The following is a 16026-nucleotide window of genomic DNA, read 5'->3' as shown; positions in this document are numbered from 1 at the left end:
GAGGGCCAAAGTGCCTTCTCTCTCGGCTCGGGACTCCTTGGCTGCTATGAGGAGGCGAGGATGGAGATGCCGTCTCCGAGAAGCTTCAGCCCGAGGACGAAGAACAGGACGGCCATCACAGCGATGTTGTGCTGGGCTGCCCACTCTTTCCAATTGCCGAGCGTGGTCTTGGCCCGTTCTCCCCCGAGGAGGAAAACGCCCAGCGGGGCCAGCAGGCCGAGGGTGGCGATCAGGACGAAGATCGCCAGCGATGCGATCTGCTGTCCGACCGGCAGTCCGGCCGAGCCGATCGCGGCGCCCGCAGCGATGGTCAGCGGGGCGTTCTTGGCGTTGAGCGCGGCCAGTGCCAGTCCGAGTGCGAATACCTTGACCGGTGTGAGACGGTCGATCGCGCCCATCCACTTCGGCAGCTGGGCTTGCGAGGGATCTTTCGGGCGCCGATGCCATTGCCGGGCACCGAAGAGGACGAGGAACAAGCCCAGAGCGAGCTTGAGGGCTCCCACCCAGGTAGCCGGGTGATTGTGGGCCGAGGCACCTGCGGGGGAAGCGATCACCAGCATCACCACACCCAGCGCCGAGAGTCCCAGGACCCAGCCGACGGTGAAGAGAACTCCGTTGAGACGTCCCCGAGGCGTGGCGAGTATGAGGATGATTGCGATGATCGGGAGCGGGCTCACCGCGACTGCGGCCGCGAAACCCAGCACGTCACCGAGAACTCCGCCCATGGTTGCCTCCGTGTGGCGATCCGGTGAAGCGATCAGCTGCGACACGGTCTTCACGGCCGCGCGGAAGTGACGGCCCGAGAATGGTGATGAAGACGTACGCGGCACGTCCCACCCAATTCCATCTTCCTGCGTCTGGCCGAATCTGTCTCCGGGAGGCTCTCGTGACACGAGGACCTCCCGACATCGGCCTGCCGCACAGGGCTGACCGGGATCCCGCAGGGGCTTCTCGACCGAGCGTCCGTCCCAGGTGACCACAACGACCGCGGGCCGAGATGCGGGGCAGCCCAGTCTCAGGAACCATCGAATATGTGAGGGCGATGGCGCCTGTCATCCGAGCGCTTGGCGATCCTCGCGCCGATCCGTGGCAGGAGGACCTCGCGATGACTGCGACGACAGGTGCAACCTCGTCGGCTCACCATGAGCACCCGGGCAGGATGGACGGGGTCTGTAACGAGTTCACCGTTTTTACCAAGATCAAGCCGGGCGAGGCCGATGCACTGCGCGAGGATCTCACTTGGCTTGGCGATGCGGCGAATGACGAGAATGTCCATGCGGCGCTGCGCCAGATCGGCACGCTGCATGACGCACGGCACGTCATTTTCGACAACGACACCAGGTTCATGTTCGCCAGCGTCTTTGACGGCTCCTGGGACACCTACATCGACGACTTCGCCAAGACGGTGGTCGGGGCCCGCTTCGACAAGGTCTTCTCGCACAGCGAAGGGTTCCCCGGCATCAAAGATCCAGGGGTCAAGGACTGGTTCCTCGCCCACCAGGAGCCCGCGGGGGTCTTCGTCAGCGCCTACCCCGATCTGACCGTTCAGCAGATCTACAAGGACCAGCGCGTGGACGACGCGTTCCAGGAGGTGCTGGACACCCCCGAGTTCCGGTCGGCGCTGGACAACCCGGCCAACGCGGAATTGGTGGCCACACCAGCCTTCCAGAAGCTGCTGGAGGAAGCCTCGGCCTGAACCCGTACAGCCCAGGACCCGGACATGACCGACCCTTGGACCCGACCCAACGTTGGACCGCGTCGACGAGCGCGGGTCGGCTGCTGCGGGGCTGCCCAGGCAGAGACCGATGTGGAGGCACAAGCGATCATGAACACTGCGGACAGCGGCGCGGCCGGCGTGCGCGTCGAGATCGACGACGTCCAGAGCGGAGCGCTGCGTCCACGGCCCGTGCCCTACGTGGGGAAGTACCTTTTCCTGCGCGTCGATGACCGCCATGCCGGGCGCGCCCTGCTGCGACGGCTGCTTCCGGTGACCCCGGGTGGTCTGCCCGGCGCGGACCGGAGCCAGGATGCCTGGGTGTCCGTGGCGTTCACTTATCAGGGGCTGAGGGCCCTGGGGGTGCCCCAGGAGTCGCTGGACAGCTTTCCGCGGGCGTTTCGGGAGGGCATGGCCGCGCGGGCGGAGCTGATCGGTGACGTGGGCGAGAGTGCCCCGGCCCACTGGGAGGCACCGTTCGGAACGGGCGATGTTCATATCGCGTTGAGCGCCCTGTCCTCCGATGCGGCGCAGCTGGGCAAGGAGCTGGAGCGGGCTCGTGTCGCCTTCGCGGACACGCCCGGTGTCCAGGTGATCTGGCAGCAGGAGGTCCGCCAGCTCCCGACCGGACGTACCACCTTCGGCTTCCGTGACGGCATCAGCCATCCGAACATCGAGGGCGTCGGGCTGCCCGGCTCCAACCCGCAGGAAGTCCCCATCAAGGCTGGCGAGTTCATCCTCGGCTACCCTGACGAAACTGGCAGCCCGCCGCCCATGCCCAGCCCCGATGTGCTGGGCCGCAATGGCACCTACGCGGCCGTGCGCAAGGCCCACACCAACGTGGCGGCCTGGCGCCGGTATCTGCGCGAGAACAGCTCCGGCGCCGAGCAGGAGGCACTCCTGGCGGCAAAGATGGTGGGACGCTGGCCGAGCGGAGCACCACTGGCACTGGCGCCGGAGCACGATGACCCGGAGCTGGCCGCCGATCCGCACCGAGTCAACAACTTCCTGTACCGGGAGAACGACGACCGCGGCTACCGGTGCCCCGCCGGTGCGCACATCCGGCGCACCAACCCCCGCGATTCCACCATCATCGGCGACGCACGGATGCACCGCCTCATCCGCCGCGGTACCACCTACGGCCCGCCGCTGCCGGAGGGTGTGCTGGAGGACGACGGCGCCGAGCGTGGTCTGGTCGGAGTGTTCCTGGGCGCCCATCTCGAACGACAGTTCGAGTTCATCAAGGCTGAGTGGATCAACGACGGCAACTTCATCGGCTACCCCGGCGAGAAGGACGCGGTAGCCGGGCATCACGGCGGAACCGGCACCCTCACCATCCCGGAGAAGCCGGTTCGGCGTCGTCTGAAGAATCTGCCCAGTTTCGTGGTCACTCGAGGCGGTGAGTACTGCTTCGTGCCGGGGCTGCGCGCCTTGCGCTGGCTCGCGGAGCTGGAGGACTGAGGACGGTTACCACCACGGTCTTCGAGGAGGGTTCGACACCATGGCAGCACAGTTCGTCCGCTATACGCCTGACGTTGAAGCCGACGATCCGGACTTCGACCGCAACCTGCAGACGGTGATCGGCAAGACCGAGAGCTACATCGCCGACTCCGTCGAAGCCGGTGGTACCGGCCGGGCCCTGCGTGACGCCCATGCCAAGGGCTACGGGCTGGTCCGGGGGAGAATAGAGATCTTGGACGGGCTGCCTCCCGAGTACGCCCAGGGCATCTACGCAACTCCGGGAGCCCACGATGCGCTCATCCGCTTCTCCAACGGCTCGCCCCACGCCGGAGCCGACGCACGACTGGGCGCCGCCACCGGACTGGCACTGAAGATCTTCGACATCCCCGGCCCGACCCTGCTGGAAGACGAACCGGACACAGGCACATTCGACTATGCCAACATCAACGGACCGATCTTCTTCTGCAACACGGTCGAGCACTACCTGTTCATCCAGGAATTGTTCCTGAACGCCCCGGCCTACTTCTCCCAGGGCCGACCCGGAGCACATCGATTCTTCACCGAGTTCGTGACCGGGAAGGGAACGCTGGATCAGGACAACTGGGCGTGGGACGAGTTCCTGGCTTTCCTGCGCCTGTCGAAAACCCCCCCGGCGAACGTACTGCTGTCGAGCTACTGGACGATGGGGGCGGTCCGGCACGGGGACTACATCGCCAAGGTGCGCATCACCCCCGACCCGGACTTCGCCGCCGCGGTGGTCCGGCGCGACATCGACCCGGCCTCCGCGCAGGAGGTCTTCCGACCGGCCCTGCAGGCCGAACTGCAGGAACGGCCCTACGCCTTCGACATCCAGGTCCAGCTCTGCACCGACCTGGAGCGCATGCCGGTGGAGGACACGACCGTGGAGTGGCCCGAAAAGCTCTCGCCGTCCGTCACCGTGGCGAAGCTGCGGCTGCCGCGACAGGACATCTCCGGCCCGGAAAACCTGGAGAAGATGGACGCGCTGTCCTTCACACCCTGGCGGGTCACTGCCGAGCATGCACCCCTGGGAAACATCATGCGGGTCCGCAAAGAGGTCTACCGGCGCTCCTCCATCGCGCGCCACAAACTCAACCAGCAGCCGCGCACAGAGCCCCGCAGCGCCGACGAGGTACTCGGCCCGGCCCAATGAAGCCGACCTATATGGCGGCAAGCACACGGAGGTATCCACACCGCCCACGGCACCCCACCCTCCCCGTTCGCGAACGTGGCAACCTCCCGCCCCAGGGCGGCAACGCCCGCCCCAGCACTTCCTGCCCGACCCCGTACAACCGGGCCAGAACCTCCCGCCCCGCCACGTCCAGCACAACCTCGCCATCCGCCCGCACACCCCCGCCCTCATGCCGGGGCTGCGAACCACGCGACCGTCCCGGCATCGACGGCGGCTTGTCCGAGGGCTTCGCGGAAGTGCGATTTTCCGGTCCCGGGCGTTATCGCTGGTTTGATTGCTGATACCGCTCAACATGGCTGGCCATGACGTTCCTTCGATCGATGTGAGGTGGCCTGAGGAACTCGTTTGCCGAGACGCCCAGCTGCGTTGAGAATCGCTTGGTGAGTGATCATGTGCAGGCAGACTTTTCCGTCAAACCCACGCTTGTTGGGGAGAGGGTGCTCCTGCGCCCGTTCCTCATGGACCAGGACGCGTCCGTGCTTCGCTCGTTGCTCCAGGATCCGGAGGTGGGCCGCCTGACCGGCAGCAGCCATGGATCGGCAGATCGTGAGCCTTGGGACGAGGCCGCTGAGGAACGGATGCATGCGTGGTATGGCACCCGCCACGAGCAAGCGGACCGGCTGGACCTGGCCGTCGTCGAGCGGGCGACCGGCGCCTGCGTGGGCGAGGCGGTGCTCAACGAGTGGGACAGCGGCAATCACAGCTGCAACTTCCGGATCGCGCTGGCTGCGGCGGGCCAAGGCCGGGGGTTCGGGACCGAAGCGGCGCGGTTGATCGTCGGTTATGGGTTCGTCGTGGAGGGCGTCCGACGCGACGCGCTGCTGTATGACGGTGCGTGGGTGGACGACATCGTGATGTCGATCCTCGCTCCCGAATGGGAGCGTCACTGTGGCCATCCGAAGGCTGCCCAGTGATGACGCCGTATTCTGCTGGGCAGGGCATCAGCAGGGTCCGATGACTCGGGCTTGTGGCGGTGGGGTGTCTCCGCCGCGGCGGGCGAGTTCGCGGCGGAGGTCGAGGTTCTCGCCGTGGGCCTGTTCGAGCGCGTCCCGCAGTGCCTGTACTTCTTCTCGGTGCCGCTTCTTGAGGCGGTGATCTGGCCGGTCAGCGCGAGGACGAGGGTGCTTTGCTCGTCGGCCGGAGAGGCCGGTGCGGGGGCAAGACGGGCTTGGGCCCGGAGTCGTTCGATGCGTCCTCGCAGGTCGGGGTGGTTATAGAGGAAGGCGTGGGAGACACCGGCCTCGCGCTGGACGGTCTGGAAGGTGATCGGCTCACTGCGTTTGACCAGGGTGCGGATCGCCTTCTCTGCCGCGTCGGTCTTGGCCTGGGACTTGGCCTTCGCGGCGGCGGCAAGGGTCTGGGTGCGTTTGGCGCGAGCGTCGTCGGTCATGGCCGGGTCCTTCGGTGGCGGTCGAGGTCGAGGGTGAGAGGGACGGGGCCGGTGGGGGCTGTGCCGCAGCCGGTGCCCTGGACCGCGCGTCCCGGCTTGGAGCGGATGGTGTCCAGCAGCTTCGTGAGGGCCGCGTGTTCGGCTCTGCGTTGCATCAGCCAGACGTTGTCCTTGGGCATCGGGCGGCCGTGCCGTTCCTGGAACGCGGTGGTGCTGCGGTTGATCAGGGCCTCGGTCTCGGTCAACTGCCGCTGAAGTGCGGTCTGGTGGGAGGCGTCGGTGACGAAGACCGAGCAGGTCAGGCAGGCGTTTCCCTTGTCGCAGGTCTGTAGGGGCGGCAGCAGGCACCAGTCGTGGGGCAGGAACCGGTCGGCACGGTCGAACAGGTGGAGGCTGTCGTGGTCGTCGCGGGAGAAAGCCACCTGCGTGCCGTCTGCGCGGAGTATCGCGGTGGCCAGGAACGCCTGCTCGGCGTGTTCCTGGCGGGCGGCGACGTAGTGCATCGTCATCGACGGGGTGGCGCGTCCGGCATAGCGCATCAACACGCGGACGGGCAGGCCGAGTTCGGCGAGTCGGGTCAGCTTGGTGTGGCGGAAGCGGTGGGTGTGGCTGAGCCCGACGGGCTTGCCCTTGCTGTCGGTGATCTTCACGAGCTTGCTGAACTCGCGGAGCATCCAGTTGTAGGTGCCCGAAGGGTAGGGCTTGTCGCCCTGGCGGTTGCCGGTCCGCTGCAGGAAAAGGTGGCGCGGGGTGATGCCGGGGAAGTGGTCGCGGACCCAGTGTCGTTGTTCCTCGATGACCGCGACGACCTCGGCGTCGACGAGGATGTTGTCCGGCGCGATGTCGATCTTGCTCTGTGCGTAGTGGAAGCAAAGGCCGCCTCACACCCAGCCGCGAAGCCCAGCTCACCGCCCTCGACCCGCACGGCCCCGACTGGCACCGCAGATACCACCTGATCAAGCGCCACATCGAAGCCGGACACGACCCGGCCACGCCGCGACACGGTGATCGACGGCGTGAAGGCCGGCAGCTGGCTGCACCGTCAGTTCACCACCTGGCACGAACTCAACTCCGGCCCGCGCGACCTTCTCACCAGCCTCGGCCTGACCGCCGATCAAGTCCTACTGAGGCAAACGCCGAGAACACCCGGCACATCCCGTACCAGGAATCGCCGCTCCTTCGAGCAGACAGCGCTGCTGCTGCGCGCCTTCGTGGAGCGTCACGGCCGCCCACCCGGGGCCAGGGAATGGACCGAGGTCGACGGCGAACGCGTCGTGATCGGCCCGTGGCTGTGCAAGACCCGCACCCAACAGAAAGCAGGACGGCGAGGAGGCCCCCCAAGCGCGGACCGGATCCGGTCGGCCCGAGAGCCATGTCCGTGGAGGGGCCGTCCGTCCAGGAGCTGAGCGAAAGGGAGTGGCCCGGCACCGCAGAGTGCCAGTCCGGGGATCTGCCGTTGAGGGCCCCTGCTTTCTGTGCCAAGAGTGGGAGTTCCACACTTCACCCGGTGCTGGAGGCGGGTTACCACTGGCAGTGGACCTGGGTGTCGTGGTTCTTGTCGCCCGGCCCGAGAACCAGCACGGCGCCGAGCTTCCGGCAGGCATTCATGAGCCCGCGGTGATCGGCCTTCTTGCCCACGTGGCGGCCGTTGATCCAGGTCACGTCGACCGCGCGGCCCGCGCTATGGGGCGGGTGTCCTGACGTCGGATTCGGCAAGGGGTCAGCCAGGCGGTGCAGTAGGCGACGACCCACAGCCCCAGGCGCGTGAACAGTAGAGCCGGAGCACCCGGAGGTCCGTGAGGGCCAGCCGGTCGAGCAGTTGGCGCTGCTCGGGGCGCCGGTGGGGTTCCGTACGGGACCTGGATCGCGTGCAGGATCACGGTGTGCCGGACTCGAGGCTGACTGCTTGGCGGTGGGCAGGGTCGTGGCCATCGGGCATCCATTCCTGGGTCTGTCGGTTACGGGACGCCGAGTTCGAAAAGGCCGTAGCCCGCGTATGAGCCGGAAGCCAGGGCCGCGATGCCGAGGAGCATGAGCTGGTGGGTCAGGCTGAGGCGGCGCAGGGCGAGGGCGAACGGGAGAAAGAGCGGGAAGAGGGGGAGCAGATAACGGGAGACGTTGCCGAATATCTGCTGGCTGCCCAGGACGAGGACGAGGGTGAGAACGGTGTAGACCATCAGGACGGCCGGGGGACGCAGCCGGATCAGCAGCGGGAGCAGTGCGAGCGCGAGCAGGACGACGCCGACGCCGATCATGTCCGCGAAGGGCCAGGCGGAGAGATAGTCGGAGTGGCCCACCGGGACGGATGTGAGGACGTCAAGGGTGTGCCGACCGTAGTCCCACTCGTGGGCCCAGGCACCGGACTGAAGCCTGAAGTAGCCGCCGTAGTTGCCCATCTGGTGACCCACCCAGCCGAGATAGGCGAGGAGGCCGAGCGGGGCGACGGCCATCGCGGCCACCGGACGCAGGATGCCGTCCCGGCGACGGTAGAGCGCGAGCAGGGCCGCGACGGCGACGGCGGCGATCAGCGCCACGGCGGTGGGCCGGTTGAGCCCAGCCACGCAGGTGAGGAGACCGGCGGTGAGCCAGCGGCGGCTCAGGACGGCATGGCAGGCCCAGACGGCCAGGGCCACGTAGAGGGAGTCGGAGTAGACCGCCCACTCTACGCCGGAACCGGGCCAGACGGCCCAGAGTCCGGCCGCGGCCAGCCCGGCTCGTCTGCCGCCGAGGCGTTCGATGACGGCGTAGATGCCCAGGGCGGCGGCCAGGGCGGCGACGACGGAGACCAGCAGGCCGGCGCCGTACAGGCCGAGGCCGGTGAGCTCGGAGACCAGCCGCATCAGCGCCGGGTAGAGCGGGAAGAACGCCGCCGAGTTCCCTTCGAGGGTGATCGGGCCGGTGGCGCCGGGGATCGAAACCAGCTGAGGGTCGTACCCGTGCGCGGCGATCTGCTGGTACCACCAGCCGTCCCAGCTGGCCAGGACGTCCCACGGGTGGGCGCCGCCGCCGAAGCGCAGGTTCTTCGTGCGGTAGTCCCCGGCGGAGTGCAGCAGCCACATGAACGCGGCGAAGCCGATGAACTTGAGCGTGCCGTAGACGGCCAGTACGGGGCCGTACTGCTCGGCTGTGCGGCGCAGCCGACGCCGGCGGGCGGGGCCCGTGGTGGCGGGCTGCTGCGACAGCCTCGCGTTCCAGCTCAGGGTGCCGGTCGCGGTCGTACGGGCGGTGGTCCTGATCATGCGCGGAATACCCACGCTCGGAAGAACAGGAACCGCACCAGTGTCGCGGCCAGGTTGGCGGCGAGGAGTACGGCGAGTTCGATGGCCTGCCCGGCCGAGGGCACCGCGTGGTGCAGGGCGGCGAGCGATCCGCCGGTGAGCGACAGACCGATCAGGAGGACGGCCAGGCCCCTGCTCTGGTGGCGCAGCACACCGCCACGGCCACGGAGGCCGAAGGCGAGCCGCCTGTTCACGGCCGTGTTGGCGACGGCGCAGACCAGCAGCGCGAGTGCGTTGGCGGCCTGGGAGCCGGCCATTGGGCGCAGCCATGCGTAGAGAAGCAGATATACGAGGGTGCTGACGGCTCCTACGGCGGCGAAGCACAGGAGTTGGGTGGCGAGCCCGCCCCGCGCGGCGGCGCCACCGTCGCGGAGCGATCTGCCAGGCGGCAGCGTGCCCCGCGCCAGTGCCCCGCCGATCCTGGCGATGCCGCGCAGGTCGGCCAGTGCCGTGGCGAGGATGTCGACCCGGGTGTCGGGATCGTCCACCCAGTCGACCGGCACCTCATGGATGCGCAGCCCGGCACGCTCGGCGATCACCAGCAGTTCGGTGTCGAAGAACCACTCCGAGTCCTTTACGAGGGGCAGCAGTTGCTCGGCCACATCACGCCGCACCGCCTTGAATCCGCACTGCGCGTCTGAGAAGCGCACGGCGAGGACGGAGCGCAGGAGGGCGTTGTAGCAACGCGAGGTGATCTCTCGCTTGGGGCCGCGCACCACCCGGGAACCGGGAGCCAGGCGGGTGCCGATGGCGATATCGGAGTGGCCGGAGAGCAGCGGGGCCACGAGCGGCAGCAACGCCGTCAGCTCCGTGGACAGATCCACGTCCATGTACGCGAGTACGGGGGCCGACGAGAGCGACCAGGCTGTACGCAGCGCCCGGCCGCGCCCTTTCTCGGCCAGCCGAAGCCACTGTGCTTCGGGCAGTTCGTCTGCCAGCCGAGCGGCGATCCGCGGGGTGCTGTCCGTACTGGCGTTGTCGGCGATGGTGATACGGAACGGGTAGGGGAAGGTCTCGCACAGGTGCGCGTGGAGCCGCCGCACGCTCGGCTCCAGATCTCTCTCCTCATTGAACACGGGTATGACCATGTCCAGGACGGGCTCCGGATGGTGTGTCGCCACTGATGCGCGGTGCGGCAGCCGGCTCAGGTTCTTCAGGGCAACTGAACCTTGATCTATCACGTTTGATCCTCTTTGTGACTTGGTGCGGGGCAGGCCGAAGACACTTGGGGCGACGGTGTGTTACGGCGTTACGGCGTTACGGAGTGACGAGCGAGGACGAGGCGGTCAACGGCTGGTTCCGCGCGGTCGCCGTACCCGAAGGCGGGGCCGAGGTCGAGGGTGGCGATGCGCCCTCCGTGCTTCCCGGCGCAGTCTCGGTGGCCGTGGCCGTACTCCCGGTCGTGGCCGGCGGCGCGGTTGTGGCGGTCCCGTCAGGGGGTGCGGGGGCGGTGGAGGTGCCCGAGGGGGAGGGCGCGCTCGGGGACACGTCAGGTATTGCGGGCGGGGCGGAGGTCGGCAGGCTCGTCGTGGGCTGTGGGCCGGGGTGGCTGGGCTCGACCCGGGTCGCATGGCCGGGCAGCAGGGACAGCCCGACACTGAGGCCGACGACGGCCAGGACGGAGCCGACTGCCCTCCGTGCGGCGCGTCTCCGATGGCGGACACGTGCTCTTGCCCAGAGACGTTCCCGGTGCTTCGGCTCGAACGGTGCGGGCGCCGTCTCGGTGTCGCGCATCATCTGTGCCAGCTGCCGTTCGAAGTGATCCATGGGGTTCTCCTTCACCGCACCGGCTCGTTCACATTGCCCAGGAGCTGCCTCAGCCGGGCCACTCCGCGTGCGGCATGGGACCGAGCCGTGCCCACCGGGCACCCGAGCACCTCCGCCACCTGCCCCTCGGGCAGGTCCTGGTAATAGCGCAGCACCACCGCCACCCTCTGCTTCGGCGACAACTGGGCCAGCGCGGCCTCCAGCCGGGAACGCTCCACCACGTCCGCTGACACATCGCCGACAACAGCCGTCTCGGGCAGCTGCTCGACGGGGCGTTCACCCCACCAACGCCGCTGTCCCGAGCGTGCCGCCGCACGCATCATCACCTTGCGGACGTACGGCTCCGGTGCCTCGTCCGCGACCTTGGGCCAGACGAACCAGAGCTTGACCAAGGACTCCTGCAACAAGTCCTCGGCCCGATGCCGATCGCCTCCGACGAGCAGACGGGCCAGGTGGATCAGCACCGACCACCGGGCAGCCACGAACTCGTCGAACGCACGGGCTCGACTCTGCTCCATCCACACTGTCCCTGTTCTCGCCGGTCGCCTACACCCTGTAGAAGGCACTGGGAGGCGGCCCACGATGCACCTGCGGACCATGATCTGGATCACAGGGCATAGCGACGACAAGCCCCTTCGGCCGTAGGAGGTTCCCGTATCTCCAGGTGGGAGGACGGCCCGGTCGTCCACGAAGCGGTGTCGGCAACAGCCGCCGAGCAGCTCGAGGCCCCAGGCAATGCGAGCCGCATCGTAGCCACGGCCGTATACACCGAAAGCCACCCACCAGGCATCGCCCGCGCGTCAGCTATGTTCGGTGGCCATGGAGGTCGAAGGTCTCCCGCATCATTTGATCGATGGCTCCGCGCCGTCCGGTCAGGGAATCGAAGAGGTCGGCGAGCAGCCACAACACGAAGCCGTGCACCAGAGCCTCCTCCGGCGGAATCTGTCCGAACCGGTCACGCCACGCCACGGTGTCCATGCCCATCGCAGCGGCCATGAGGACGCCGGTGACCATCGGCACCTGAGCCGGGTCGGCCATCTCGAACGTGGGGAGTTTGCGGATCACAGCGGGGATCAGATCGCTGAGCGGATCAAGCCGACCCTCGCCACCGGATTGTTCGGCGATCAGGTATCCGGTCAGCACACCCACCAAGAAAACCGTGCCCCGGGACACCTCCTCACGCCCGTACGCGTCCACCGCAGCCTTGACCCGCCGCTGCGCCTCCTGGCGGTCCTTGGCGGAAGTCCGCTTCTCCAGGACCCGATATGAGTCCCACGCCGCACGGATCGCCTCATCCACAACTACGCCGTCACTGGTCATGGAGCGACCGTAAGCGAGACAACGCGCTGCCCGGGATCCCCTTTGAGGAATCCGCCGGCCTCGCGGCTGCGGCTGCAGCGTTGGCCTACGTCGGTCCTCCAGCCGCCGCACCGAGCCGGTGCAGCGCGCATCCCTCGCAAGCGCGCATCCCTCGCAAAGTAGCTCACCAGGAGCCGAGAGGGCGTTCGGCGCCGAGCTGGACCTCGGAGGACATCGAGCACGCGCCGGGTGTCAGGGAGATGGCCACGAGGGCGAGTATCCGCAGGGCGTCACGGGTGAGTGTGGGGCGAACCTGGCGAGCGGTGGAGTGGCCTGTCATGGTGCCGGGCGCCGGATATCGGCATACACGCGCACCCGCACCCCTGGCGTCCCGGGTTCGCTGCGCACGGGGGTGATGCCGGAGGCGGCCCACCGCTGTTCCAGCTCGGCCACGACAGCGTGGGCTGTCTATCCCCAGCACGAACAATGCCGTGCGGCTGGAGGAGTTCCCCGACTTCGTCCAGGAGATCCGCGGCCACCGCCCCTTCCCCTGGTAGACCGCCTGCCTCCACCAGGTCGCCGGTACCGGCACATGGCCGGACCTCGACATCCCCACCGGCCTCGGCAAGACCAGCATCATCATGTCTGCGCACGTCCCGGTGATATCGGCTTTGACCACCGTGTACATGTTCGCGATGAGGTCGAATTTCATCGGCTGACCATCCGCGTCCAGTCGTGCGGTGGCCGGGGGCGCCCGCCCGTCGGCGGACTCGGCACTGTCGCGGTGCACCGCAACGAACGGGGTCGCCTGGTGGGGGGAGGCTCTCGTGCTCCGGGCCGTTCCGGCGGGCTCAGTCGGTCGTGTTCGGGCGGTCGGCGGCGGTGACGAGGTCGGCGAAGGTGAGCGGTTCGCCCGGGGCAGGGGCGGGCGCCGGGGCAGCCTGCGTGGTCAGGCCGTCGAGGGCGAGGTCGAGATGGCGGTGCAGCAGCGTGCCGTCCGCGTCGAGCCGGGAGAGACCACCGGGCAGGGGGCGGGACAGCCGGATCGACAGGAGGATCAGGTCCCCCGCCCCCACCTCGGGGCGCAGCCGACCGGATTCGTGCGCCGCGCGGATCAGGTCGTCGAGCGCCCTCGATGTGCGGGTCCGGCCTTCGATCAACTCCTGGTCGACAACGAGCCGTTCGAGCAGCACCGGGATCACTGCGCCCATCCGGAGGCCGGCTGCCGCGTGGACGAAGCGCCGCACCGCGTCGTACGCGTCACCCTCCTCCCGCGCCGCCTGGTGGGCCGCGGCCTCAAGGCGTGAGAGCAGGTCACCGGTGAGATCACGCACGAGTGCCTCGCGGTCGGCGTAGCGACGGTAGAGCGTGGCCGGCCCCACACCCGCCCGGCGCACGATCAGGTCCAGCGGGGCGTCCAGGCCCCGCTCCAGGAACACATCGCGGGCGGCATCCAGGATCCGTCGTCTGCTGCGTTCGGCGTCCGCCCGCATGAGATCCACCTTCCATCAATGAAGCGGAGAATTTCTCTCCGTCTATGCTAGCGTGCCGTAGGCGGAGAAAATTTCTCCGCTTCGCTCGAAAGGGGCTTCGCCATGAACACTGGCGCGTTGAATGTCCGCACTGTCATCGACGGTGTCGAGTACGGGGACGAGGCCGTTCGGCAGTGGGAGCTGGACCGTTCACGGGCGGCGCTCACCCTGCTGAAGCAGCGGATCGGGGACGAGCGGATGCGGGAACTCCTCGCCCCCGATCTCGCCGCGTCAGACGCGGTGATGGCACCGCTTCCGAACGGGTCCGGAGGAGCCTGGCGGTCGGCCGTCACCGAAATGACAGTCGCCGGGATCGACGTGGACCGGTTCCTCACCTGGTGGCAGGGCCGGCTCGCGGGCGGTGACCGGTCCGCGCTGCTCTCCGCCAACCCCGAGCACTACCTCGCCGACTCCAGCGGCGGAGTGGTCGAGATCATCGAGACCATAGGATCCGGCCCCCTCCGGTTCTTCCTCACCTTCCACGACGGCGTCGAAATCGCGGACGAGGGCCACGAGGAGTACCCCGTACGCATCGGCGGCACCGGACGCCTCGGTGACGGCACGGAGATCGCCCGCGTCATGCATGAGTTCGGCGACGGCCCCGACGGCTTGCGCATCCGTCTGACCATCCAGTTCCCGGCCAACGCCCCTGAGCACGTCTTCGTCGGACATCAGTGGCACTTCGCCTGCGAGTTCACCAACTGGCTGGAAGGCGCGCACGCCCAGGCGTGAGCTCCTTCCGCACGCAGGCGGGGATCCCCTGACGGTCAGGGGATCCCCGCCGCCAAGAGGGATCCCGCGCCCCGGGCTCTCCTCGGCGCGGCCCGGCGAACAGCGATCCTCGATAGGACCATTTCCATGACAACCACAACTCCGGCCGTGCCGGCGCAGGCCGACCCGCCCACCACCGCAGAATCCGGCATCCTGCGTCGCGCAGCCTGCGAATTCGGCCTCACCGGCCTTCTGCTGTTCTTCGTCGTCACCGGCGTGCGCTGGCTTATCGCACCCGACTCACCGATCTCCGTCCATGACATCCACTACGCTCTCGCCATCCTTGGCGTCACCATCGGGGTGCTTCTCATGGTGTTCATGACGTCTCCACCCGGCCGGCGGTCCGGCGGACACCTCAACCCCTCCGTCACCATCGCGCTGTGGCGGCTCGGCGCCTTCCCGGCCCGCGCCGTCGTCCCGTACGTCACGGCCCAACTGGCCGGTTCCGTCGCGGGAACGGCGCTCGGCCGACTTGTCTGGGGACCGGCAGTCTCCCGTGTCCCCGTCGGCTACGCGACCGTCCACGCCGACCCGGCATGGGACGCCACCGCGATCTTCACGGCGGAGACCGGAGTCCTCGTCCTGCTGACCATGATGCTCTCCGTGCTCCTGGCACACCCGGCCGGCCGCAGACTGCTCCCCTGCGCGGTGGGCCTCGCCACCGCGGTCATCATCGCGACGTTCGGTCCCCTCAGCGGCGGATCGGCCAACCCGGCACGGCAGTTCGGTCCGGCGCTCCTGGCCCAGGACACCACCCACCTGTGGATCTACCTGCTCGCTCCGGTGCTCGGCGCGGTGCTGGGAGCAGCCCTCGTGGCTCTGGCCAAACCCCTGACCGCACAGCGGCCCCGGTGCTGACAGGGAGGGAAATCACCAATCGGCTATCGCGGCGGACCGGAACGCCGGCCCACGCCGGTGTCCGGATCTCGCCGTCCCGGGGCGGCCGGGGCAGACGCATCTCGTCTGGTTCCGCCTTGGCTTCGAGCATGCTGACGGCGGGCGGGCGGGAGACGAGCGACGTCTATGCCACGAGCCCCGCCGCGCTACCCGCCCGGCCGGGCAACCTCCTCAGGTACCCCAAACCGTTCATGGAGTTCTTCGGCAAAACGCGTCCGGTAGATGCCGTGGGCGATGGTCCAGGGAGACTGGTAGCCCCTGTGCTCCGGGTTCGAGACATCCTCGTCCCACGGCACTACGCAGTCTGGAAGCAGCCGCGCACGGCCCAGATACATCTGCGCGGCCTCTTCCAACCGCACTTCTCCTGCGATCACCGAGCTCCATAGCCCGCAGCCCTGCCCGACCACCCACATGCACAGATCTTCGGTGCTGTCTTCGGACCAGACGGCCCCATCCACGCTCACGCCTTCCGAGAAGTCGGCCAGCGAATCAGCCGCGGACTCGTACGCGAGCGTGAAGGCTTCAAGGACTTCCCGCGGCTGGGACTCCAACCACAATTCAAGGGCAGACAGGCGCGGTCGTGTCGCTTCCAGGACTTCCCAGAACCAATCAGGAACATGATCCGATCCCATTTCGGCTCCCGTGTCGATGGCTGCAGTACCCGCCCGACCGTACAACGGGATGGAGTCCCCTGGACACTCCCAGAC

At 68.2% G+C, this 16026-nt stretch carries 17 protein-coding genes and 2 pseudogenes; 6 read left to right on the top strand and 13 right to left on the bottom strand.

Annotation, left to right across the window (positions count from 1 at the left end; translation table 11 throughout):
• Positions 1-44: 44 nt before the first annotated feature.
• Complete coding sequence (locus OHA19_RS02405) at positions 45-725, bottom strand: GAP family protein (RefSeq protein WP_405749208.1); 681 nt, start codon at positions 723-725, stop codon at positions 45-47.
• Between the two features lie 380 nt (positions 726-1105).
• Between OHA19_RS02405 and OHA19_RS02400 the strand changes: the two genes are divergently transcribed.
• From OHA19_RS02400 to OHA19_RS02390, 3 genes are all read left to right on the top strand, one after another.
• Positions 1106-1696 (top strand): hypothetical protein, encoded by a 591-nt coding sequence (locus OHA19_RS02400; protein ID WP_405720430.1) that lies wholly within the window; start codon positions 1106-1108, stop codon positions 1694-1696.
• Positions 1697-1825: 129 nt separating this feature from the next.
• Positions 1826-3175 carry a Dyp-type peroxidase gene (locus tag OHA19_RS02395; RefSeq protein WP_405749206.1) on the top strand — a complete coding sequence of 450 codons (1350 nt, stop codon included), beginning with the start codon at positions 1826-1828 and terminating at the stop codon, positions 3173-3175.
• Between the two features lie 40 nt (positions 3176-3215).
• Positions 3216-4346 carry a catalase family protein gene (locus OHA19_RS02390; RefSeq protein ID WP_405720435.1) on the top strand — a complete coding sequence of 377 codons (1131 nt, stop codon included), beginning with the start codon at positions 3216-3218 and terminating at the stop codon, positions 4344-4346.
• Positions 4347-4567: 221 nt separating this feature from the next.
• Here OHA19_RS02390 and OHA19_RS02385 read toward each other — a convergent pair.
• Positions 4568-4639, bottom strand: a pseudogene (locus tag OHA19_RS02385) (ATP-binding protein); the annotation flags it as partial.
• Positions 4640-4765: 126 nt separating this feature from the next.
• Here OHA19_RS02385 and OHA19_RS02380 point away from each other — a divergent pair.
• Complete coding sequence (locus OHA19_RS02380) at positions 4766-5299, top strand: GNAT family N-acetyltransferase (protein WP_405749203.1); 534 nt, start codon at positions 4766-4768, stop codon at positions 5297-5299.
• Here the strand turns inward: OHA19_RS02380 and OHA19_RS02375 are convergent.
• The 10 genes and pseudogenes from OHA19_RS02375 to OHA19_RS02330 form a co-directional block, all read right to left on the bottom strand.
• Positions 5269-5775 carry a DUF6262 family protein gene (locus OHA19_RS02375; RefSeq protein ID WP_405749200.1) on the bottom strand — a complete coding sequence of 169 codons (507 nt, stop codon included), beginning with the start codon at positions 5773-5775 and terminating at the stop codon, positions 5269-5271. The genes OHA19_RS02380 and OHA19_RS02375 overlap by 31 nt on opposite strands.
• A complete protein-coding gene (locus OHA19_RS02370; protein WP_405753194.1) occupies positions 5772-6509 on the bottom strand; it encodes a tyrosine-type recombinase/integrase in 738 nt (245 codons plus the stop codon). The genes OHA19_RS02375 and OHA19_RS02370 overlap by 4 nt, the downstream gene beginning before the upstream one ends.
• A 787-nt stretch (positions 6510-7296) precedes the next feature.
• Positions 7297-7437 carry a hypothetical protein gene (locus OHA19_RS02365; RefSeq protein WP_405749197.1) on the bottom strand — a complete coding sequence of 47 codons (141 nt, stop codon included), beginning with the start codon at positions 7435-7437 and terminating at the stop codon, positions 7297-7299.
• Positions 7438-7733: 296 nt separating this feature from the next.
• Complete coding sequence (locus tag OHA19_RS02360; RefSeq protein WP_405720448.1) at positions 7734-9014, bottom strand: glycosyltransferase family 39 protein; 1281 nt, start codon at positions 9012-9014, stop codon at positions 7734-7736.
• The gene (locus OHA19_RS02355; RefSeq protein ID WP_405753192.1) at positions 9011-10141 is read right to left on the bottom strand and encodes a glycosyltransferase; all 1131 of its coding nucleotides are present in this window, start codon (positions 10139-10141) and stop codon (positions 9011-9013) included. Before OHA19_RS02355 ends, OHA19_RS02360 begins: the two co-directional genes overlap by 4 nt.
• A 690-nt stretch (positions 10142-10831) precedes the next feature.
• Positions 10832-11338 (bottom strand): SigE family RNA polymerase sigma factor, encoded by a 507-nt coding sequence (locus tag OHA19_RS02350; protein WP_405720451.1) that lies wholly within the window; start codon positions 11336-11338, stop codon positions 10832-10834.
• A gap of 286 nt (positions 11339-11624) precedes the next feature.
• Entirely contained in the window at positions 11625-12140 is a 516-nt protein-coding gene (locus OHA19_RS02345; protein ID WP_405749195.1) for a hypothetical protein, read from the bottom strand.
• Between the two features lie 163 nt (positions 12141-12303).
• Complete coding sequence (locus OHA19_RS02340; protein WP_405720455.1) at positions 12304-12459, bottom strand: hypothetical protein; 156 nt, start codon at positions 12457-12459, stop codon at positions 12304-12306.
• A pseudogene (locus OHA19_RS02335) lies at positions 12456-12575 on the bottom strand (DUF6207 family protein); the annotation flags it as partial. The pseudogene OHA19_RS02335 and the gene OHA19_RS02340, both read right to left, overlap by 4 nt.
• Before the next feature lie 395 nt (positions 12576-12970).
• On the bottom strand, positions 12971-13612 hold the full coding sequence (locus OHA19_RS02330; RefSeq protein WP_405720458.1) for a TetR/AcrR family transcriptional regulator: 642 nt from the start codon (positions 13610-13612) through the stop codon (positions 12971-12973).
• 102 nt (positions 13613-13714) lie between these two features.
• Between OHA19_RS02330 and OHA19_RS02325 the strand changes: the two genes are divergently transcribed.
• Together OHA19_RS02325 and OHA19_RS02320 are read left to right on the top strand one after the other, a co-directional pair.
• Complete coding sequence (locus tag OHA19_RS02325; RefSeq protein ID WP_405720460.1) at positions 13715-14383, top strand: hypothetical protein; 669 nt, start codon at positions 13715-13717, stop codon at positions 14381-14383.
• Positions 14384-14509: 126 nt separating this feature from the next.
• Positions 14510-15280, top strand: a complete 771-nt coding sequence (locus tag OHA19_RS02320) for an MIP/aquaporin family protein (RefSeq protein ID WP_405720463.1) — start codon at positions 14510-14512, stop codon at positions 15278-15280.
• Between the two features lie 185 nt (positions 15281-15465).
• On the opposite strand, the gene OHA19_RS02315 is transcribed toward OHA19_RS02320, so the two are convergent.
• Positions 15466-15951, bottom strand: a complete 486-nt coding sequence (locus OHA19_RS02315; protein ID WP_405720466.1) for a hypothetical protein — start codon at positions 15949-15951, stop codon at positions 15466-15468.
• Positions 15952-16026: the final 75 nt, after the last annotated feature.

Origin of the sequence: Streptomyces sp. NBC_00012 (assembly GCF_045040875.1) — a bacterium.
Classification (GTDB): domain Bacteria; phylum Actinomycetota; class Actinomycetes; order Streptomycetales; family Streptomycetaceae; genus Streptomyces.
Note: the sequence above shows the minus strand (reverse complement) of the source record. Positions and strands in the feature narration are given on the sequence as shown.